Here is a 21,979-nt window from a genome sequence, read left to right on the forward strand (position 1 = left end):
GTAAAAAGTCAGTACTGTAATTCAGATCACTGCCAGTATGACTGCACGACAAGCACATCGAATAAGTGTAATGCGGTTGTAACCGGATTGCTGTAGGCATCAGGGAAAAGATAATGAGTAAAGAAGAGAAAAGAAACCAGGAAGTTCAGCAGCCGGAAGAAGGAAAAGACGTAAAAAGTCAGTACTGTAATTCAGATCACTGCCAGTATGACTGCACGACAAGCACATCGAATAAGTGTAATGCGGTTGTAACCGGATTGCTGTAGGCATCAGGGAAAAGATAATGAGTAAAGAAGAAAGAATTCAGAGAACTCAGCAGTCAGTAGAGCAAAAAGACGCAAAAAATCAGCACTGTAATTCGGAACACTGCCAGTATGACTGCACAACAAGCAGATCGAATATGTATAGTACAGTCATAACCGGTCATATGTAAAATTTATTATGTCATAACTGACAAGGGATTTCTTGTCAGTTATGATTATCCTTATTATATATTTATTGACCCAATAAATCAATATGTAAGACTAAAACTGAGCGAAATTGTAATAAAATAGGAGGACCATAATGAGCATATTGAAAACGGAAGGTTTAAAAAAATATTATGGAAGCAAAGAGAATATAACGAAAGCTTTGGATGGTGTGGACATTTCAATTGAAAAAGGTGAATTTGTTGCTATTATTGGTGCTTCTGGAAGTGGTAAATCCACATTACTAAATATGATCGGTGGATTGGATATACCAACATCAGGAAAAATAAGTATTGGGAATCGAAATGTTGAAAATATGAAGCCAGATGAATTAACAGTCTTTAGGAGAAAGAATATAGGATTTATTTTCCAAAACTATAACTTAATACCTGTTTTAAATGTTATTGAGAATATTACTCTTCCGGTGGAATTAGACGGTAAGGAACCGGAGAAGCATTATATAGATGAAATTATTCGCCTTTTAGGATTAAAAGAAAAAATATATAAAATGCCAGCGCAGCTTTCAGGCGGCCAGCAACAGAGGGTGGCAATTGCGAGAGCTTTAGCAAGTAAACCTAAAATTATTTTAGCAGATGAACCGACTGGAAATTTGGATTCAGATACAAGTGAAGAAGTAATTAATTTACTTGTTAAGACTAGTAAGAATTACCATCAAACAATAGTTATGATTACACACGATCCGCATATTGCGGCTAAAGCAGAAAGAGTAATCAAAATACGTGATGGTAAAGTAATATCATAAGGAGATTTCATGATGAAAATGAAAGATAAACGTATTATTGCTCTTAATCGATTAGCAGATAGAGGTTATAAAAACAATCGTTTACGTAACAATATTTTGATCATTGCAATTATCTTAGTTACTGTTCTGCTAACAGTTATGTTTGGTGCCGGAATTAGTATTATTAATAATGTTCAAGAGGCGAATATTAGATTGAAAGGAACAATGGCGAACGCCTTCCTTATGCGAGCAACAGAAGCTGACATGAAAAAGGCGGGGGATCTAAAGGAGCTATCAGATACTGGATGGCAACAATTTGTGGCAGTGGCTGATATATCAGAAGAATTTTCAGATAATTATTTTGTTGCCATGACATATTATGATGATGTTGAATGGAGAGAGCATATTCTTCCTACTATATCGGATATAAAAGGAACATATCCTGTTGATGAAAATGAAGTGTTAATGTCTCGCTGGTGCCTTGAACAAATGGGAATTGATAATCCTGAAATTGGTATGCAAATTGATATTCCTTTTACCTCTCTTACTGGTGAAAATATTGAAAAAACTTTCTCTTTATGTGGATACTATGAGGACTATATTTATAATCCAGGCATTACGCCTAATAGTGGAAACACAATGGCTGCAAATTTATATTATGCTAATCAGTCTAGCATGCGAAGAGCCATTGGAAATATTGTAGTTTCAGAAAAATTTTCACAGATATATGGAGAGCCTGAAGGATTGTTGGGTACAGGTTTAGTAGATGAGAATATGAGTTCGAATGAAATTTTGAATCTATTGTATCAAGAAACAGGACGAAATGATTTTATTGTATCTGGATTGAACAATAACATAACGCAGGCAATTTCTATGGCGATGATACCTATAATTGCTGTCGTTATTATTTTGATCAGTGGATATTTGCTAATATATAATATTATAAATATTTCAGTAATGCAAGATATGCATGTTTATGGGCAACTAAAAACAATAGGAGCCACAGGTAAACAAATAAAAAGAATTGTAAAACATCAAACTAATCGAATTTCTATAATAGGAATTCCATTCGGGCTAATAATTGGTACGGTTTTCTCAGTTTGGCTTGTTCCGGTTTTTTTAGAAAGCATGATGGAAAGCTCTGGATATGGGATAGCACTTGATTACGATATTAAAATAACGCCTTGGATTTATATTCTATCTGCTATTTTCACTTATTGCACAATTTGGATAAGTAACAGAAAACCCTGCAGGTTGGCGGCAAAAGTATCCCCGATTGAAAGTACGAAGTATCTTGAAGTTGATGCAAAAACAAAAGAGCATTTTTCTAAAAAAGGTGGAAAGCTGTATCGTATGGCTTTTAGAAATGTTTTTAGGAACAGAAAACGAGCGATTGTCACTTTTGCTTCACTATTTCTGGGGCTACTAATTTATTTAATTATTAGTACGTGTTCTTATGGAGTTGATTATAAGGAGCGGTATAAAAGAGAGATTCCCGATAATTTTATTTTAAGAAATTTGACATTTGAAACAGATGAGGTTAGTACTATTGAAGATGTATTTAATAAGGATATAGTTTCTGAAATTTCAACTTGGGATGAAGTTAGCACTATCGAAGAAGATACGGTTTTATATTCATGGATTCGTAATCCAGAGAATTATTTGGACACATACATTAACGATCAGGCTCTCGCATTAGATATAACAGCTGAAGAAGTTGCTGATAATTTTCAAACGATGATTGTAGGTCTTTCATTGAGTCAAATTGAGAAATTTAATTACGATTCAACTTTGACAGATGAGGAAATTCAAACATATCTAGAAAATGGTACTGGGATTTTTGTTTCAGATAATGGACAGGTTGACTTTAGAGATATTACCGGGGAAAAAATTGAATTTACAGATCGGTCCAACGGAAATCAAACAGTGGAATATACAGTTCTAGGTGTTTTAAAATACGATGTGAGTATACACAGCTATGAAAAGGATTATCACCTTTATGGCAGTGATTATGGATTTTCAACAAAATTTTACACATCATCACAGGGAGCGGATAAATGGAAGAATAAGCCCATGATTCAAACACTGCGCATACGATTAAAAGAGGATCAGGACGAAGCCGTTTTTGAAAGATTGAATTATTTGTTTGAAGGTGTAGATTCTGTAGAAATTAATTCACAATTAGAAGCAAAAGCGTTAATCGATAGTGGCACACAGTCAATTAGAGCTGCAGGAAAAGTTATAGGTATTTTACTCATCTTTTTAGGCTTAATGAATTTTGTGAATGTTATATTTACTAATATATATTCAAGACAAAAAGAGTTAGCTACTTTAGAAAGTATTGGCATGACACAAAGGCAGATAAAAGAAGTTTTAGTATTAGAAGGTCTATATTATTGCTTGATAACAAGTGCTTTACTTTTATCAATTGGCTTAGTAATTGCCTATCTGTTGTCACGAGTTATAAAGAATATTATGTACTTCTGGGAATTTGGAATACCATTTGTTTCTTTAATTGTAGTAGTAGTAATTATGATTGCTGTTTGCATCACTGTACCAATATTTGTATATAATAGTATTTCTAAAGGAAGTGTTGTAGAAAGACTCAGGAATAATCAAGAATAAAAAGGAGGATATCTAGTGTTTGATGTAAAAGTTGATATTATTGGAGATGAATATTGTGATATGCCTATACAGTTCCCTAGAAAGAGAGGAAAAGGCGGATTAGGACGTTTTGAACAGTGGTTTTAAGTGAAGGATGTATATGTGATGAAAAGAAAAAAAAGTATAGCTGACATCCTTTTTAAGGATGAAGAATTAAAGGGAGAAGAAGATGTTCTAACTGAGGAAGAAATTGAAGGTTATTCAGCCTGCAGTGAAAATCAAGAAAAATGTGCTGTAGATTGTGGGTCGACATTTGTGCTTCCGGCAATCTCTCCCCTTAATTAGTTATGGTATGAGGTGATCTTATGAAAGAACCTGGGAAATTTAAAGAAATTTACAATCCTATTTTAGAAGAAAGAGGTATGAACTTATGAGTAATGAAAAGGAACGAGATTTGATAAGCAAAGAAATGGATGAAGACGTGGAGGGATTTGGGTATTGCTCATCATCTCAATCAAAATGTCTCACTGATTGTATCGGAGGGACCCCAGCATTAAGCAACTTAAATTAGTGTATTTTAAGGCGGCTATGAGCCGCCTTTTTGGAGAATAATATGGAATGTAGTTTATATTTAGCAAGTGGTTGCAATATGCAATGTAAGTATTGCTATGAAGGCCAAAATAAAATAAATGGAATAATGTCAAAAAAAATAGTGGAAAGATCAATAGATTTTATTGTAAAAGAAAATATTCCTGGCGATCAAATTGATCTTTTATTTCTCGGCGGAGAACCTTTGCTAAATAAGCAGGGGTTAACATGGGCGATAGAGCTGATTAAGAGAAAATATAAAGACGAGCAGGAGCTGTTTCGATATTCAATTACAACAAATGGAACACTATTAGATAGTGAAATTATTGATGTGTTTGAGATTAACAATTTTGCTGTTTCTATAAGTATTGATGGAGACGAATATACAAACTCTTTAAATCGTCGAGCTGTTCACCAAATTGATTCTTATGGAATCGTAATTAGAAATCTTGAGGTATTGATGAAGAGAAATATTGATTTATGTGCCAGAATGACAGTGACGGCCAATAATGTTGTTTATTTGTGTCATAACGTCAGATATTTATTAGCACTAGGTTTAAAGAAAATACATATAGGTATAGACATGCTTTCTAAATGGGATGAAAAGGAAATTATTGAATTTGATCATCAGTTAGACTGCCTTGATAAAATATATATGGGAAGCATTATGAAAGATGATAAGATTATTATAGATCTTTACGACTACAAAATACCAACTTTTGTATTTTACAGAAAGCCCCTTTATTGTTCAGCAGGAACAAAGAATCATTTAATAATTGATTATAATGGAGATATCTATCCATGTGGATATGTTTCACGAGACAAGAGATGGAAACTAGGAACAGTTGATGATACATTTAGTAATAGATTATTTATCAATCGTGTGCGTAAGTGTGTTAAGACTAAATCGAGCTGTGAAGGGTGTGATATCGCATTTACTTGTTGTGGTGCAAAATGCGGTTTCCTTAATTTTACACAGACTAATTATTTAAATCAGCATAATGAACAAACTTGTAGAATACAAAGGATTCTTTACAAACATGACTATAATGTGATAAGAGAGCTTTATAAAAACAAATCAAAAAGGATAACCGATATTTTGGAATTGGCTTATAAAGAACAATTGAACTTAAGTAGTGTGATGAAAAATATTATTCTTAATTCAGGAGGCAATTTTTATGTACAGTCTGACGTTGGAAATTAACCAGATATGTAATCTTCGATGTACTTATTGCTATTTAGGTGATAAAAGCGGCTCAATTATGAAATTTGAAATAGCTACAGCAGCGATCGACCGAGCATTTGAAAGAGCTAAAATTCATAGAGACAAGAAACTATGGATTGATTTTATAGGAGGTGAACCATTACTTAGTTTTCATTTAATTAAGCAATTAGTTGAGTATATTGAAAATAAAAATCTTCAATATCGTTATACGTTAATATTCTCAACTACTACGAATGCAACAAAACTTGATTGTACAATAATGGATTTTTTAATACAAAAGAGGTTCAACTTGAAAATAAGCATAGATGGTCCTAAAACAATAAATGATAAGAACCGTATTATGCTAAATGGGGAGAGCTGTCACGATACTGTAATAAGAAAAATCCCATTATTAAAACGATACGAATTATTAACAAAAAAATATGTTCAAGTTACGAATGTCATTACCAAAAGCAATTATAAAAGTTATGGCGATGTATTGGAATACCTGACAGATAAATTGAACTTCAAAATAATCGATTCATCTATAGATCTTAGTGATAATTGGGGAATAGACGATTTGAGACAGTTAGAGAAGGTGATGCAAAATGCTTTGGAATATTATTTTAGTAAGTTGTTGGAAGAGAAAGGATTTTATTGGGGATATGCAGATAAATTGCTAAAGGTAAGAAAAAGTAAACTGCGTTTTTATACATGTGGTGGAGGGATTATTTCTTCTTATGTTCGTACCGATGGCAGTATTTATGCGTGCCCAGGAAATTTAGATCCAGAAGTGTCCATAGGCAGCGTGATTGATGGAGATAATTACGAGTTGTTAGAAAAACTAAAATCCATGAACGAAATTAGTAATAATATATGTAAAAAGTGTGAACTTTATAAATCATGTACAGCAAATTGTTGTGTAATGCAAAATTTGCGCAAAACCGGAAATGTTAACGTGCCAGATCCAGTTCTTTGCTATATGCAAAAGATGTTTTATAGATTATCTGTGAAAAACCGAGAAATATTATCAATGATTAAAATGGGTGAGTATAGCATATGGAAAGGTTGAAAAATTTGCCCTGCATTTCTGAAAATAAAAAAGTCATTATTTTAAATCCCGAAAATAAAAGATGGGTTAAAATGCCGGTTGACCTTTATAATCACTACTTGAATAAAGCGGGTGGTGTAAATATATTATGTGATTATTTAAATCGAAAATACAGACTATTTGAAAAGAATAATATAGAATTACCTGTATTAAAGAGCGTATATTTTGCTGTAACAGGAAGATGTAATTTGTGCTGCAGTTTTTGTACAATGAACTCAAGCCCTGTTACAAGCATGGAAAATGATTTGACCTTAGACGAAATTCGTAATATTGTTTTACCGAAGTTAGAACAATTAGAACCTCAAAAAATTGTACTGACTGGAGGAGAGCCTTTTGTGAGAGCAGATATGATAGAAATTATATCTATGCTGAACAATTATTTTGATAAAAATATTATTACGCTTCAAACAAATGGACTTCTAATTAATAAGGCCGATGTTGCTTTTTTAAGCGACAATATAGGTGCTATTGAATTTAGCATAGAAAATCTGTTTGATAATCGAAATAATCTGAATAAAATGAAACAAATTTTCGAGCTATTAAAGAATAAGAAAACAGTAATCTCCTTTTCGTTTGTGGCACATAATGCAACAAAGAGATATTTAGGAAAGGCACTAGAGTTATGTGATGAATTTAATGCATACTTCATTTTACGACCATTGTCGATGCTTGGGAGAGCTAAAGATCAACATAAATCAGATACTATGCAGGACGAAAGGGAAGTAGTGTTATTGTATATTGAAGCTCTTAAATATATAATAAAGTTGCGGTGTTTTACCAAGAATATATGTGGATTATTTTTAGAGCAGCCAGTTTTAAGAAAAAAATGTGGAGCTTTTGGAAATATCGTAGCATTACAGCCAGATGGCACTATATATATGTGTGAAAATCTTAGAAAGTATAGATATGAATTGGGAAATATTCGTACTGATTCAGTCCCTCAAATAAAGAATGCAATCAAAATTAAAATGAGTAGCAGGAATTTTAGACAAGAATTTTTAATTAAGCCTTCGGTATGCCAGGATTGCATAGTCAGATTTTTTTGCTCTGGGCCATGTGTAGCAGAAAGTGTTGCATTTAATGATAATTCATGTAGAATAAGAAAATGGCTATTAGAATTTAATGTTTTTTATGCTGATGCAAAAAAAACATTAGAAGAAAATATGAGATCATTGCTACTGTTTTTAGAATCTAAATATCATGAAACATACTTCTAGGACTACATTCTTTATTCAGGCGCATTTTGAACACTGAAATGCGCCTGTTAAACATTTGTTGTTGCTTTTCGATGGATTGGGGCTATTATTTATGAGGAAGGTGGGAGAATGCTATGATAGAAAAATTAGCCAAAGAAATTGTAACGTCGTTTATAAGAAATGGCTTAGTTGAGCAAGAAAAACAGCTTATCTATACATATGGAGCTGAACTGCTAATTTCTGGTTTCGTTAGTACAGCTATGGTTTTACTGATGGGGCTTATCTCGTACCGTTTGTTTGAAACAATATTGCTAATAATACCTTTCTATTTTATTCGCATATATGCTGGCGGATATCATGCAGAATCGTATAAAACTTGTTTCTTATCATTTTGCATAGGATTTGTAGGGATTTTATTAGTGACGGATCTAATCATTAAATATAAGTTAGAAAATTTTATTATGCATTTTGCTATTGTTGCAGCAGTTATAATATGCATAATCGCACCAATTGAAGATCACAGTAGGCCGTTGACTGAAAAGGAATTGATACAATATAACAAAAAAACTAAGATATCTGTCGTACTTTTTCTGATTTTTTCAGAAGCTGTGTATTGGAGGTTTCGTTTGAATAAAATGGTATATATATCAATGGCAATTATTTCAGTTTTTATAGTTTTATGGATTGGGATAATAAAAAATAGAATAATAGGTTTTCACTCGACTGCAATACACAAGAATTGATATGAATTTTTATAGTAAGGAGCTTTTGAAAATATGATAAGAATTGCTGTTTGTGACGATGAAAAACACTTTGTAGATCAGATAAAAGAAATATTGCTTTCTTATAATGAAAAAATAGAAGACACGATTTATGTTGAGGAGTTCTATGATGGAATAATGCTGCTGGATAAGTATGACTGCAGATTTGATATTATTTTTCTTGATATAAAAATGCCATATATGGATGGAATTAAAGTGGCAGAAAAAATAAGAGAAAAGGATAAAGATGTAACAATATTATTTTTGACTTCTCTTTTAGGAAGAGCAGTAGATGGGTATAGAGTAAAAGCTGAAAATTTCTTGATCAAGCCTATTGAACGAAAAAAAGTGCTTCATGAGATTGATAGGTATATTATGCTAAGTCGCATGAAAAAACAATTATGTATTTTGGTCGAAAATATAGAAGGTCAGTTTAGAATACCAATTACATCATTAAAATACATTGAAACGTATAATAGAAATTTGCTTATACATACGGAAGACCAAGCTATTGTCTGTTATAAGAAACTTAAAGAATTAAAAGAAGAATTAAAGAATTATGGCTTCGCACAAAGCCATAAAGGGTATTTGATTAATCTTTCTTATGTTAAAAGCATAAAAGGAAATGACATTATGCTTACTACAAATGAGGTGCTCCCAATAAGTAGGGCCATGAAAAAAGAATTTATGCAACAACTTGCTATTTATATGGGAGGACAACTATGATCGCAGTTATAATCGATTTATGTGCAACATTTGTTGAAACATGTGGATTTTTATATCTTTTGAAAAATGAAAAAGTAGAAATTAAACGCAAAATTGCTTTTTTATTTTGTGAAATAATATATGCTTTTTGTTTGACTCATTTTATAAGCAATTTACGTATTGATGCGAAGATTATTTTAGTTGTGCTAAGCTTAATTTTTTTGGGGAAATTTGTGCTAAAATTATCTATCGCAAAGTCAGCCTTTTATATGATAATAGGATCATTACTGTTACTTTCAAGTGAGCTGATTGTTATGCAAATTGAAATGTTATTTAATACAAATTCGGGAAAGCCTTTTTTAGTTAATCTGGAGGGTATCATTGCCAATAAAACAGTATATTTAACCTTAGTTTATATGGTTCAACGCATAATATCAGACATTAGTATGAAAAAAATGAGTTTGAAATCTTTGGCTTTATTTTTCTTTTCAAATATAGGATATTCATGTGTTGCTGTATGTATTAATTTAATTTTAGTGTCACTACAGGATGTTGTCGAGCCAATTATTTTGCTAGGATGTTCGATTATAATTTTGGTTGCATTTGTTGCAAATATTATTTTTACAGATAAATTTTTTGCATTAGAGGATCAAGAACAAAAGCAAAATATTGCTATTTATAAGTTGCAGCTTCAGGCAAAATATTATGAAGAAAAAACGGTTGAAGAAGAAAAAATTAAGCGCATTTATCATGATATGAAAAATCATCTATTATTGTTGGAACAAATGAATGGTGCGCAAATAGAGGATATTCATAAATTAAGACAAGATATAAGCCAATATGAAAATTATTATAGAACCGGAAACAAAATTTTGGATATTATTCTAAAAGACAAGCTTTTAACTGCTGAAAAATATAATATTGAAATTGATGATAATATAGATTTAAGTGGTGTGAATTTTTTAGAAGCATTAGATATCAGTACTATTTTTGGGAATTTAATTGATAATGCTATCGAGGCAAATACTATGCTTTCAACTGATCAAGGTAAATATATCAAGATATCTGCAGCTAAAAAGCAGCATTTTTTAGTTATATGTATACAAAATAGTAAAGCATTTGAAAAGAAAAAGAAAAAAGTTATACATGGTTATGGATTGATTAATGTAACAAATGCTGTTCACAAATATTCTGGTGAAATTAATATTACTGATGGAGAAAGGGAGTATACGGTTAATATTATAATTCCTATACCAAAGGATTGAGACTAATGAGAACAAAGCTATTATCTATTATATGTAATATGTGTTTAACAGCGGCTATGGTATCATTATCGCAGTGCAGTCTGTTTAACACTCATCAACCAACACTGACTAGAGATTTAATAAAAGGGATACGTAATGAATACGAAGAAAAACAGCTATAATCATGTCATTTCAGTGGATAAATATGAGAAAACTTTTTTTTTATCGCAAGATATAGTAGAAAGAATCATTCACTATGTTACTGATAGTAATGGGCGTAGGCTGAAATTAAATATTGAGGAACTGGTTGAAGTTAATTATTTAAAGTATTTATTGAAAGTACTTAATAGTAATGAACAGTATATATTGGAATTTAAAAATCTATGTAATTGCTATTTGAGCAAAGAAGATCTAGAAAATATTATAAAAGAACAAATGGGATTGTTGCTTATCGATGGTAGTCAATGTTTTGAAAATATATGCATCCAAAGAAGAGGTAAGGGGGTCTGTTATTTTAAGATTATTTGCTCAAAAGAATTCTATACAGTGTGCCATAGATATAGTGGGAACATTGATATAAGTGTTTTTAATTAAAATAGAGGGTTATACCTCTATTTTTTTGACCTCTTAAACGCTGTAAGATACCTTTTAAGCAAAATAGATTGAGCAAAAGATGATTGAGGCTTATTCTGATAATAAAAAAAGTCTTAAGTACAGGAGAAAAGATATGTATAAAAGGTATTTGACTTCCGAAGCGGTTACAAAAGGCCATCCAGATAAAATTTGTGATCAAATTGCGGATAAAATTCTTGATGAGTGTTTGCGTCAGGATCCAGAAAGTCGTGTTGCCTGCGAGGTTTCAATTAATTCAAATCTACTTGTTGTTATGGGAGAAATAACAAGTAAAGCAGTTATTGATATACCTAAAATCGCTAAACAGGTGATAAAGGATATTGGATACAACAAATTGGAAGATGGGTTTGATTTGGATAACTCTAATATTATTGTATCTGTCAAGAAACAATCCAAAGATATCGCTAAAGGAGTTGATAAAGAAAAAACTGGCGCAGGGGATCAAGGTATGGTGTTTGGATATGCAACTAATGAATCGGCAGAGTTTATGCCCTATTCATTAGTATATGCAAATAAAATGGCAAAACGTATTGCGGAACTTAGAACTGGTGGAATACTGCCTTATTTAAAACCTGATGGTAAAACACAAGTGACTATAGAATATGATCAAAACGGTTATGTTAGGCGAATTGATTCCATTGTGGTTTCTGTGCAACATGCTGAGAATGTTATATATGAACAAATAGAAAGAGACGTACTTAAACAAGTAATTGGAGAATGCATTCCATTAAAATATCTTGATTCTCATACAAAGTACTATATTAATCCAACAGGGCGATTTGTAATCGGAGGACCGAGAGGTGATAGCGGTTTGACGGGAAGAAAGATTATTGCAGATAGTTACGGGGGAGCTGCACATCATGGCGGCGGTGCTTTTTCCGGGAAGGATTATACAAAAGTAGACCGTTCAGGAGCATATGCAGCACGATATGTGGCGAAAAATATTGTAGCAGCGGGATTGGCAGGAAAATGCGAGATCCAAGTATCATATGCTATTGGCGTTGATCAGCCAGTTGCAATTTGTGTAGATACAATGGGTACCGGAAAAATATCAGATACAAAGATAGAAAAAATAATATCTAAAGAATTCGATCTTTCTCCGGACGGAATTATTAACTATTTAGATTTGAAACGCCCAATTTATTCTCAGACGTCAGCATATGGACATTTTGGAAGAGATGACTTGAATTTACCATGGGAAAAGCTAGATAAAGTTGACTTATTAAAGAAATATTTAGAGGATGTGAAAATGGCTAATGAAGCGTAAAGTCGCTGTTATTGACTCTGGCATTAACTCTAGTGATCCTCTTTTAGTAGGAAAAGAAATTCAAAATTTGTGCTACGAGGATGGAGAAGTCAGGAATTGGTATATTTGTACTAATAATATGCATGGAACTGAAGTTGTGAAAGTATTGCTTCATGAAGCTCCAGATATAGAACTGTTATCTGTACGAGTGTTGCAAGAGGATAATAGATGTATGATTTCTGCTGTCTTAAAAGCAATTAGATTTTGTATAGATAGTGATGTTGATGTAATAAATCTGAGCTTGGGATGCTGCAGTTCTGGAAGTAAACGTATGCAAGAAATGAAAGCTTTATGTAATGAGGCAGAGGAAAGAGGAATTGCTGTTTTTGCAGCAGATCATAATTTGCCTGGTCGTATAGCATATCCGGCTAATTTTGATAATGTAGTAGGTGTAAATACTTCAGAGGTGCTAGAAGATTATTGCCAAGTAAAGTTTAAAGATAAACTAGTTAATTTCTCGGAGAATATGGTATTTATACCCGATGACACACAATGCGTGATACGAAAGGGGAATAGCTTTTTATGTCCCTTTTTAGTTGGATTATTTTGTAGATATATTGGAGACAAGGATATAAATACACGGTTGATAGAAGACTTCATGAGTTTTTTGTCTGAACTGAGTAAGAAAGAGAATATAGAAAAGATTTTTTTTGATAAGAAAAAAGCACAAGAAATGAATTCGTTAAATGGCAAACGACTTCTTTATTTTGCCGATGACTGGGATTTTAATAATCAGCAGATGTTTAATATATATAAAAAAACAACAGATGTAAAATGGTGCTTTAAAGACATATATAAAAGAGATCCATCTGTAATAAAAAAAATACTGCTCGATGCAGATGTTTTCTTCTTTGGAGCTCTTAGCAATGAATTTATATATCGAAACGAAGACTATCTACGATGGTTGATTGAGTATATTTCCAAGCAAAAGATTAATGTGATTATGGTATTTCCCTTAATTAGTACGTTTCGAAGAATTCAATTATCTGAAGAAAATGGTAATTATTTAAAATGTTTTTATAAGTAAGGTGATTTTGTGGGGATTATTGATAAGCTAAGAAGTAGACGACAGCTGATAAGAGAATTTGAAGAGGATAATATAGAACTTGATGATGAAGAATTTATTATGGCTGAAGAGATTTTAGGGTATGATAGTTGTGGTAGTTTTACGAAGCAGAGCTGCATGTGTGATTGCTCTAGTGAATTGCCAACAATCTCAACACTTAATTGAAAACAGTAAAGAGGAAAATATTATGATACAGATATCAGGACTGAAAAAAATATATAATCGAGGGAATAGTATTGTTAAGGCTTTGGATGGAATAGATTTTATATTAAACGATAAATTTACAGCAATTACTGGACCAGCCGGTTCTGGTAAGTCAACACTGCTCCGCATAATCGGGGGATTGGAACGTCAGACAGAAGGAAGAATTATTGTGAATGACATTGATTTGTCTATATTTAATAAGGAAGATCTTGCAATTTTTAGAAGACGGCACGTAGGGTTTGTGTTTCGAGAAGATAATTTGTTCTCAGGTATGAATGTTTATGAGAATATTATCCTTCCTATACAATTGGACGGAAATCCGGTTAATAGAGAGTATGTTGAGCAATTAGCCTTTATGATGAAAATGAAAGACAAGCTTATGGAAATGCCCGGAAATTTATCCGGAGGGGAACAGCAAAAAGCAGCAATAATACGAGCATTGGCTACAAAGGCTGAATTAATTATTGCCGATGAGCCTACGGGTAACCTTGACTATGAAAGCGGAATGGAAATTGTCGGGCTATTAAAAATGACGAGCCGAGAATTACATCAAATGATACTTTTTGTTACACAAACTAAGGAGATTGCAGAGCAAGCGGATCGGATTTTAGAAATGCAGGATGGGAAAATAGTAAGTACAAGAATTAAGGGGGTTGATTATGAGTAATAAAGAAGTACCAAGTGCTGTTCAAAAGCTTGTTCATCGAAATTTTAAAACTAATAAAGGCAAGAATTTACTTCTTATTGCTATTATAGTATTATGTTCAACTTTTTATTCTATATTTACCATAATTCCTTATAATGAATACAAAAATCTGGAGAGGTATACACAGCATAAAAATGGAACATCAGCAGATATAGTTATAAACGATTTGAAGGATGAACAGATTCCCAGATTAAAAGCCTGGGATACATGTACCTTGTTGGGAGAGAGTTTATTTGTATCTGAAGCAGAAAATGAAGAATTGGGTAATCAAGATACAGAAATACGCTACGCAGACAATGAATATGCCCAGTTCTTTTATTCGTTTCCTACTGTGGGTAATATGCCTCAAGCTGAGGATGAAATTGCTATTGGAACAAAAACTTTACGGAAGCTTGGTGTATCTCCCCAAATAGGGAATACAGTAACAATTGTGTGGAATGAAGGAGGAGAGCAGTTTAAAGCGGAATTTAAGGTGGTTGGTTTTTGGAATGATGATGATGAATTGGAAACTAGATATATTTGGGTTTCTAAAAATTTTGCCAAGAGTTATAAAAGTGGAAATACTGTTGGAATAAAAATTGATGATAATACTAATGTGACAGATGAACTAGAAAAAATAGTAAAAGATTTTGATTTACAGGATGGACAGTACTATTTAACACAGATCAATTACTGTTCAATTGCAGTAGAAATACTTTTAGATTTTACGACATGGATAGCGTTAATGGTAGTGTTCATAATTTCTGTTTTGATGTTGGGAAGCGTTCAGCAGATTAGTATTTCTGGGAATACAGCATTTTATGGACGTTTGAAAGCAATGGGCGCAGAAGAGAAGCAAATAAGAAGAGTGATTTGGAAAGAACTGTGGCTAGTTTTAGCTGTATCGTTACCAATAGGCCTTATCATTGGGTGGTATACAGGATATAAATTGGTTCCGAATATGATACGCGGAAGCTTTTCTTATGTTGAACTGTATTATAATATATGTATTCTAATTATACCAGCCATACTTACGATTATAACAGTATTTATTTCGAATTTTAAAAAAATTATAGATGCTGGAAAGATTGATATCGAACAAGCATTCAAATATAAAGTAAATGGTGATAATGAGCCAATAAGGGAAAAAAAATATCCTGGTTTTCCGATTCTTTTTCAAATGAGTATGGATAATCTTTCACGATATAAAAAACGTAGTCGAATTGGAATCCTATTAATTATTATTGGTTTAGTTTGGATTAGTAGCTTTTATGTAATCAATATAAGTTTCGACGAAAATAAGTATTTGGCAGTAACCAGAATAAGTGACTATTCGCTCAATTCAAATGATATGTCGGATGATGCGATGGGAAGTGCTTCTTTGGAAGAATATGCAGATTTTTTATTTGGGCATGAAGGTATTACCGATCATGGTAAACTTTATTTACAAGGATACGATGAGATTCTACCAGAAAAAGTCTCAAATAGGATTGTAAATTATTACGAATCAAATAACAGAGAACGCTTAAAATATATGAGTTATGATCCGGTTTGGATTCAACAATATAATCAGATGAAAAAAAATGGAAAATGTCGTTATCAAATATGGGGAATTGATGGTTTAGTTATAGATGCGATTATGGAACAGGGGAATTTAATAAGCGGAACATTTAATAAAGATGAATTTATGACAGGAAAATTTGTTATTGCACAAGGAATTTCCGGTGACGAAGGTCTTGATGAGGAGGAACCAACATATGAAGTAGGAGAAAAAATTCTGATTAGTGGTAAAGAATATGAAATAATGGCTATAGCAGATGTACCTTATTCAATTAAGCAAAATGTGAAATCTTCTTCAGCTGGTTTTGAATTGTCGTTTTTTCTACCATCCAAGGAATTTGGATCATTATTTCCAGATACAAATGCACAAAAATTGTTTTTTAATATTGCTGAATATGCAGACAGTAGTATTTCGAAAATTTTAACGAAAATAGAACAAGATCAAGGATTTACCTTTACCTCAGATAATCAGATTATTCAACAATATCATAATGAGGTATTTGCCCAAAATGGTGTAGAAATGTTGGTAGGGTATGCTTTGATTTTAGCAGGAATGGTGCAAATGGGAAATAGCATTTTTTCTTCTATTATTAATAGAAAAAAAGAATTTTTCTTAATGAGTCGAATCGGAATGACACAGAAACAAATAAAAATAATGCTGATTTTAGAATCGCTTACTTGTATAGCGATATCTTTGATTAGCTCGTATATTTTAGGATTGGCAATCATCAATTTCTTTATAAAATTTTATATTAGCTCGCAATGGGCTATGACTTATAATTTCTCAATTTCGCCAATGCTGATTTTAACTCCTATTTTGCTCATATTTGCCATAGTATTACCAATGTTAGCGTATAGATGGGTAATTAATCAGGAAATGCACATTCAAAGCTTGGAGGGAGAATAGAAATGTTCAATTTAAGAGGAATAACTGATAAAGAAAAGATTATTTTGGACATGAAATTGATGGTTGAGAGAGAAGAAATTTGTTACATTGTACGCAATAATGAATATAAAAATGCACTATTTAGTGCTGTTTGCGGTTGGGAGCCAATGGCAGCAGGAGAAGGAAGTTTGAATGGCAGAAAGTGGTTAAACATTTCTTTGGATGAGAAAGCAATTCAGTTCCGAAGGACAGCGGGAATTGCGTCTAGAGACTATAAGTTATTCTCTCATATGAATTGTAAAAGAAATATTATGATTTCAGATGAATTAGATGGGGACAGACACGATTTTAAGCTCTACAGAAAATATGTAACAATATTTTTTTTAGATAAATTATCGGAGAAACAACCAAAGGAATTATCTGAATGTCAGTATGCGCAAGTTCTTTTAGCAAGGAGTTTTTGGAAACGAAAGTCACTTGTGATAATTGATGGCCTATTTGATAATATGCTAGAAGAAGAGAGGGACGAATTCATTTTTATGATTAGAAATGCTGTACAAGAGTTTCATACTTCAGTAATCATTTTAGCCGCTAAAGATTGCACACATTTTGAGGTGAATAAAAAATATTTGTTTTGTAATGGAAAACTTATACCTCAAAAAGTATTTCAGTCAATAATAAGAACCATTTAAGCAAAATATATAGATTTCTCTTTTTATACCATATATATTTTACTTATCATATAAATGGAGGGTTATAAGAATGAAAATGAAAAAAATTGTAGCAACTATGTTAACAGTTACATGTCTTTTAGGAAATGGCACAGCCGTATTTGCACAGACGGAAGATAATTATACCGAACTTCCGCAGCAGGTCATTGACATTGCTAATGGTTCAGATGATATATATGGGCCGGGCGCACCGATTTCTCACGAGGAAAATCCGGATGCAAGGTTTGAAAGCGGCGGGATAGATCATACTCATCAGTATATCGCTGCTTCCGCCTTGGTCATTTTAAATAATGATAAAGGAGCTACGGTATTTAATGATCCGACAAATTCGGCACTCTTGATGGAAGGCGCTGATTGGCCGGACATCTGGGGAAATGAGACTGATTATATGACATTTGCCGGTCACTTTTATGATCCAGATACTGCCGAAAACTGGATGGGACAGTCAAGTCCTACTGCTAGGACACGTGCTGAATCGTATTATAAGCAGGCGGTAGATGCTTATAATGATGGGGATATTGAGAGCGCTATGAGCTATCTTGGACGTGGAGTCCATTACGTTTCTGACCTAAATCAGCCGCATCATGCGTCGAATAAAGTTGCTGTACTTAGTAAGCATACACAATTTGAGTCTTATATTGATGAGCACCGGAAAGAGTATATTATTTCAGGAAATACATTGAGCGATTCTATCTACCAGACTGGAGTTGATACTAATGTGGGCGACTTGATGTATAATGCGGCAAAAGAAGCTAAAGCAATGATTGATCTGGCGGAAGATGAAGATACTTTTGCACAGGCTGGTGAAGCATGTGTACAGAATGCTATTACTTCAACAACCCAATATATCTACAAATTTGGGCATGAAGTTGGAATTTACTAAAAATAAATAATTTGATAAGAAATATAAAAGAGCGTTCAGTTCATCAGACTGACGCTCTTTTTTTGAAACCTGAGTTCCAGTTTTTTCGTACTGAGCAAAAAATGGAAAAAACTGGAATCTTAACGAATGAATGAAAGAATACTTTTAATGAGATTAAAACACAAAAGCGAAAGAGCATTAACGGAAGTGATTGAAAGATATACAGCTTATGTTACTACTATCATCAGAGAAATCCTTAATGATAAAGCAACAGCAGAAGATGTAGAGGAGCTTGTTGCCGATACTTTTATTGCCTTATGGACAACTGCCGAACGTATCGATTACATACATTACAGCAGTTTAAAAGCTTATATTGGAATGATCGCACGCAACAAGGCTAAGGACTTTCTAAGAACACATAAAAATATAAATCTGGAACTATACGATGACGTGCTTGTAATTGATGACGGAGTTGAAAAGAAAATACTTCAAAAAGAACAACAGCAGTATATTAAAGATTTATTGAATAGGCTTAAACCAGAGGATAGAAAAATATTTCTGCTCTATTATTACCAATATATAAAAATTGACGAAATAGCTTCAATCATGCAAATGAATCCCCAGACTGTTAAGACCCGATTACGGAGAGGGCGGGAAACACTTCGTATATTATTAAGCGATGAGGAAAATATTGCTTATGAAGATAAAGATTAGTGACATGTTAGATTGCTCTGCAGAAATACTAACCCAAGAAAACCTTGGAGAGCAGTGCGATCCGGAAAAAATATGTGATTTAGTATTTGATCAATTAGAAATAAAAAAGAGAAGCGGGCGGAAACGGTTCATTGCAATTATAACGATAGCGTGCATTCTATGCGGATGTGTTGGTGCAGGGATTCTTTTAGGCCCAGGTGGTAAAATTACAGATCAGGTTACATTTGAAATAGAAGCTGGACTGATTGAGAAAGAGTCAGGGGAAAAAAATACGACAAGTATAGAATCAAATTTTATAGAAGATCAATTTTTATATGATGACTATGGAAATCCAATCGCAAAATATGTACTTGAGATTGATACGAATTTTGATAAGGAACAGTTGTATATAGATAATGGCACTATGTTGGTTTTGCATAATAACGGAAAAGGTATTGAGATTGATGAGAACGCACAGATAAACATGATCATAGAACAAAATAATCTGCTTGATGATCCCGGTACTGTCGAGGTGGGGTATATTCACAATAGTAGGCCATACTGCGTAGAAATGAACAGTGAATATAGGACAGCAGTAACGATAAACGGAGAGGAGGGAGAAATCTATTATCCATATTTGAAAAACATCTCCAGTGACCGCATCATAATAAAAATCAAATTCGAAAGAGAGTGAATATATGAAAAAAGTAATATCATTTATTTTAGCAGGCCTTATTATTCTGAATCTTGGAAATCAGAGTATGGTTTATGCAGCAGACGAAGAGACAAACGAAATCAGTATAAACATATCTTCCAGAATGGGAATACCTTCAACAACCATTGCAAGTGGAAAAACAGTGAATTTTATTGATAATGATGGGCAGGCTTTTTATGTTCCGTCAGGAGCAAAAGTTAAGTTTACGGTTAACTTGAAGTCATCTGGAAGTATTGAATTGGGATATGTGCGCAGCTCCGGTTCGAAGTTGAAAACTTATAGTGGAACAGGGAAAAATCATACGGCAACTTTTACGATAGGAACTACTGGGTATTATAAATTTTATATTACAAATAAATCATCTGGATCAGTGACAGTTACAGGTGGAAGTCTTACTTTTTAATATTCAGATGGGAGGATTTAATGAGTGTACAACTATTCCGCTTTTGAGCTAGAACTGAAAAAGACACTTATTTATCTAGGAATTACTCCAAACTATAGAGGATATGATTATATGGTTCTTGCCATGCGACTTGTTTTTGAAAATCCTGAGCGACTCCAGTATGTGACAAAAGAGTTATATCCAGTTATCGCAGAGAAATATAATACTGATTGGAGAGCTGTAGAACACGGTATCAGAATAACTATTTCACGAAGCTGGGAAAGAGATTCTGCACTATTTTCGAAAATACTCGGAGCATGGGGAACAGAGAGACCAGCAGTAGGAAGGTTTCTCGCAGTGTTATACACGTATTTATTGATTGAGTTTGAGGAAGACGTTATATGAAGTAGGAAAGTACGTCTATCTGACTATTATTTGAAGAGGAGGATAAAGTAATGAAATCCAGTGTTTTGAAAAGAATAGTATGTATGGCTATAACGGCTTTGATACTAATAAACTCGAATTTAACTTTACCGGTACAGGCTGACACGAACGAATCCAGTAGTGCTAGTAAATTTGTTACGGTGGGCAACAAAGAGATGCATATTGTTTTATATGGTGATTTAGACCAAAATGGTGTTGCGTTTGCTGATCAGAGCAAAGAGACGCTTGTAATGCTGCCGGCTTTGGCGGTCCCGTCCCCGAACATTTATTTTAAACCCTTAGCAGAAGAACTGGATACTGAATATAATGTGGTTATTATAGAGCCATTTGGATATGGTCTCAGCGATATGACAGAAACAGCACGAACAGTGGAAAATATAAATAGTGAAGTGTATGACGCTCTCGAAGTATTGGGAATAGATACGTGTACATTATTAGTACATTCTATCTCCGGTGTTTATGGCCTGAATTTTGTTTATGCTTATCCTGAAAAGGTAAATGCTTTTATTGCAATAGATAATACTGTTTATGATGAGGAATTATCAGAAGCATTGGAAATGGAGCAGGAATATATGCTGCAGGCTGCAGAAGAATTTGATCAGCTTCGGAACACTTTTGATAGTATTGAAGAATTTGAAGCCGCTATTGCTTCAGATCCGCAAAAATATGGCGCAGAGCTTCCAGATGTTATCGGTTATACATATTCAGAAGAGGATCGGGAGGAATATTATGAAGCATATGCCAATAGTAGTAACCAGACAATACAGAATGAAATCCTTAATATGGACGAAAATCTAGAATCTATAAAAGAAGTTAGGTTTCCCAACGTACTTCCAGTATTAACATTGATATCATCAGAAAATGTACAGGCTATGCCTGCATGGGAAACCGCTCATCAAGATCAACTGGATTTTAATTCTGGAAATCATGAATTGCACATTATAGTAGGAAACCATTATGTTTGGTATACAAATATAAATGGAGTTGTTCAATCTATATTGGAATGGAAAAATAAATATTAGTGTAGCAGCTACATTCATCTCAATACCTCGGCACCGAAAGTTAAGCTTCAAATTTAGATACCAATAAAAAAGGTCCTTTCTAAAGTTTTGTTTTTTAGAAAGGATCTTTTTTATTGGTATCGTACACAATTGGTTGAGTACGTTAGTTGTACTTTGAAGAAAAAAGGA

Annotated in this window: 22 protein-coding genes; all 22 read left to right on the forward strand. The window is 33.0% G+C overall.

From position 1 onward, the window contains the following. The first annotated feature begins 564 nt into the window (after positions 1-564). The 22 genes from INF30_RS11505 to INF30_RS11610 all read left to right on the forward strand — a co-directional run bounded on the left by INF30_RS11505 (position 565) and on the right by INF30_RS11610 (position 21,811). Positions 565-1,230, forward strand: a complete 666-nt coding sequence (locus INF30_RS11505; RefSeq protein WP_226395269.1) for an ABC transporter ATP-binding protein — start codon at positions 565-567, stop codon at positions 1,228-1,230. Positions 1,231-1,239: 9 nt separating this feature from the next. Then, the gene (locus INF30_RS11510) at positions 1,240-3,834 is read left to right on the forward strand and encodes an FtsX-like permease family protein (protein ID WP_226395270.1); all 2,595 of its coding nucleotides are present in this window, start codon (positions 1,240-1,242) and stop codon (positions 3,832-3,834) included. A gap of 144 nt (positions 3,835-3,978) precedes the next feature. Then, complete coding sequence (locus INF30_RS11515; protein WP_226395271.1) at positions 3,979-4,158, forward strand: hypothetical protein; 180 nt, start codon at positions 3,979-3,981, stop codon at positions 4,156-4,158. Between the two features lie 85 nt (positions 4,159-4,243). Next, positions 4,244-4,384, forward strand: a complete 141-nt coding sequence (locus INF30_RS11520; protein WP_226395272.1) for a hypothetical protein — start codon at positions 4,244-4,246, stop codon at positions 4,382-4,384. Between the two features lie 42 nt (positions 4,385-4,426). After that, the gene (locus tag INF30_RS11525) at positions 4,427-5,605 is read left to right on the forward strand and encodes a radical SAM/SPASM domain-containing protein (RefSeq protein ID WP_226395273.1); all 1,179 of its coding nucleotides are present in this window, start codon (positions 4,427-4,429) and stop codon (positions 5,603-5,605) included. Continuing rightward, positions 5,580-6,677, forward strand: coding sequence for a radical SAM/SPASM domain-containing protein (locus tag INF30_RS11530; RefSeq protein ID WP_226395274.1), 1,098 nt, complete (start codon positions 5,580-5,582; stop codon positions 6,675-6,677). Before INF30_RS11525 ends, INF30_RS11530 begins: the two co-directional genes overlap by 26 nt. Further along, positions 6,665-7,933 carry a radical SAM/SPASM domain-containing protein gene (locus INF30_RS11535; RefSeq protein ID WP_226395275.1) on the forward strand — a complete coding sequence of 423 codons (1,269 nt, stop codon included), beginning with the start codon at positions 6,665-6,667 and terminating at the stop codon, positions 7,931-7,933. The genes INF30_RS11530 and INF30_RS11535 overlap by 13 nt, the downstream gene beginning before the upstream one ends. Before the next feature lie 113 nt (positions 7,934-8,046). Next, on the forward strand, positions 8,047-8,655 hold the full coding sequence (locus tag INF30_RS11540; RefSeq protein WP_226395276.1) for an accessory gene regulator B family protein: 609 nt from the start codon (positions 8,047-8,049) through the stop codon (positions 8,653-8,655). A gap of 33 nt (positions 8,656-8,688) precedes the next feature. Then, positions 8,689-9,399, forward strand: coding sequence for a LytR/AlgR family response regulator transcription factor (locus INF30_RS11545; RefSeq protein WP_226395277.1), 711 nt, complete (start codon positions 8,689-8,691; stop codon positions 9,397-9,399). Next, positions 9,396-10,643, forward strand: coding sequence for a sensor histidine kinase (locus tag INF30_RS11550; RefSeq protein ID WP_226395278.1), 1,248 nt, complete (start codon positions 9,396-9,398; stop codon positions 10,641-10,643). The genes INF30_RS11545 and INF30_RS11550 overlap by 4 nt, the downstream gene beginning before the upstream one ends. A 135-nt stretch (positions 10,644-10,778) precedes the next feature. Next, positions 10,779-11,216 (forward strand): hypothetical protein, encoded by a 438-nt coding sequence (locus INF30_RS11555; protein WP_226395279.1) that lies wholly within the window; start codon positions 10,779-10,781, stop codon positions 11,214-11,216. A 133-nt stretch (positions 11,217-11,349) separates the two neighbouring features. After that, the gene (gene metK, locus INF30_RS11560) at positions 11,350-12,522 is read left to right on the forward strand and encodes a methionine adenosyltransferase (protein WP_226395280.1); all 1,173 of its coding nucleotides are present in this window, start codon (positions 11,350-11,352) and stop codon (positions 12,520-12,522) included. Beyond that, complete coding sequence (locus INF30_RS11565; RefSeq protein ID WP_226395281.1) at positions 12,512-13,588, forward strand: S8 family serine peptidase; 1,077 nt, start codon at positions 12,512-12,514, stop codon at positions 13,586-13,588. Before metK ends, INF30_RS11565 begins: the two co-directional genes overlap by 11 nt. Before the next feature lie 121 nt (positions 13,589-13,709). Next, positions 13,710-14,498, forward strand: a complete 789-nt coding sequence (locus INF30_RS11570; RefSeq protein WP_226395282.1) for an ABC transporter ATP-binding protein — start codon at positions 13,710-13,712, stop codon at positions 14,496-14,498. After that, positions 14,491-16,983 (forward strand): ABC transporter permease, encoded by a 2,493-nt coding sequence (locus INF30_RS11575; protein ID WP_226395283.1) that lies wholly within the window; start codon positions 14,491-14,493, stop codon positions 16,981-16,983. The genes INF30_RS11570 and INF30_RS11575 overlap by 8 nt, the downstream gene beginning before the upstream one ends. 2 nt (positions 16,984-16,985) lie before the next feature. Then, entirely contained in the window at positions 16,986-17,654 is a 669-nt protein-coding gene (locus INF30_RS11580) for an ATP-binding cassette domain-containing protein (RefSeq protein WP_226395284.1), read from the forward strand. Between the two features lie 70 nt (positions 17,655-17,724). Further along, the gene (locus INF30_RS11585) at positions 17,725-18,576 is read left to right on the forward strand and encodes a zinc dependent phospholipase C family protein (RefSeq protein ID WP_226395285.1); all 852 of its coding nucleotides are present in this window, start codon (positions 17,725-17,727) and stop codon (positions 18,574-18,576) included. Positions 18,577-18,702: 126 nt separating this feature from the next. Beyond that, a complete protein-coding gene (locus tag INF30_RS11590) occupies positions 18,703-19,269 on the forward strand; it encodes an RNA polymerase sigma factor (RefSeq protein ID WP_226395286.1) in 567 nt (188 codons plus the stop codon). Beyond that, positions 19,253-19,942, forward strand: a complete 690-nt coding sequence (locus tag INF30_RS11595) for a hypothetical protein (RefSeq protein ID WP_226395287.1) — start codon at positions 19,253-19,255, stop codon at positions 19,940-19,942. The genes INF30_RS11590 and INF30_RS11595 overlap by 17 nt, the downstream gene beginning before the upstream one ends. Positions 19,943-19,946: 4 nt before the next feature. Continuing rightward, positions 19,947-20,366 carry a hypothetical protein gene (locus INF30_RS11600; RefSeq protein WP_226395288.1) on the forward strand — a complete coding sequence of 140 codons (420 nt, stop codon included), beginning with the start codon at positions 19,947-19,949 and terminating at the stop codon, positions 20,364-20,366. Between the two features lie 24 nt (positions 20,367-20,390). Beyond that, positions 20,391-20,750 carry a sporulation initiation factor Spo0A C-terminal domain-containing protein gene (locus INF30_RS11605; protein WP_226395289.1) on the forward strand — a complete coding sequence of 120 codons (360 nt, stop codon included), beginning with the start codon at positions 20,391-20,393 and terminating at the stop codon, positions 20,748-20,750. Between the two features lie 50 nt (positions 20,751-20,800). After that, positions 20,801-21,811, forward strand: a complete 1,011-nt coding sequence (locus INF30_RS11610) for an alpha/beta fold hydrolase (protein WP_226395290.1) — start codon at positions 20,801-20,803, stop codon at positions 21,809-21,811. Positions 21,812-21,979: the final 168 nt, after the last annotated feature.

It is taken from the genome of Claveliimonas monacensis (assembly GCF_014982975.1).
In the GTDB taxonomy this organism is placed as follows: domain Bacteria; phylum Bacillota; class Clostridia; order Lachnospirales; family Lachnospiraceae; genus Claveliimonas; species Claveliimonas monacensis.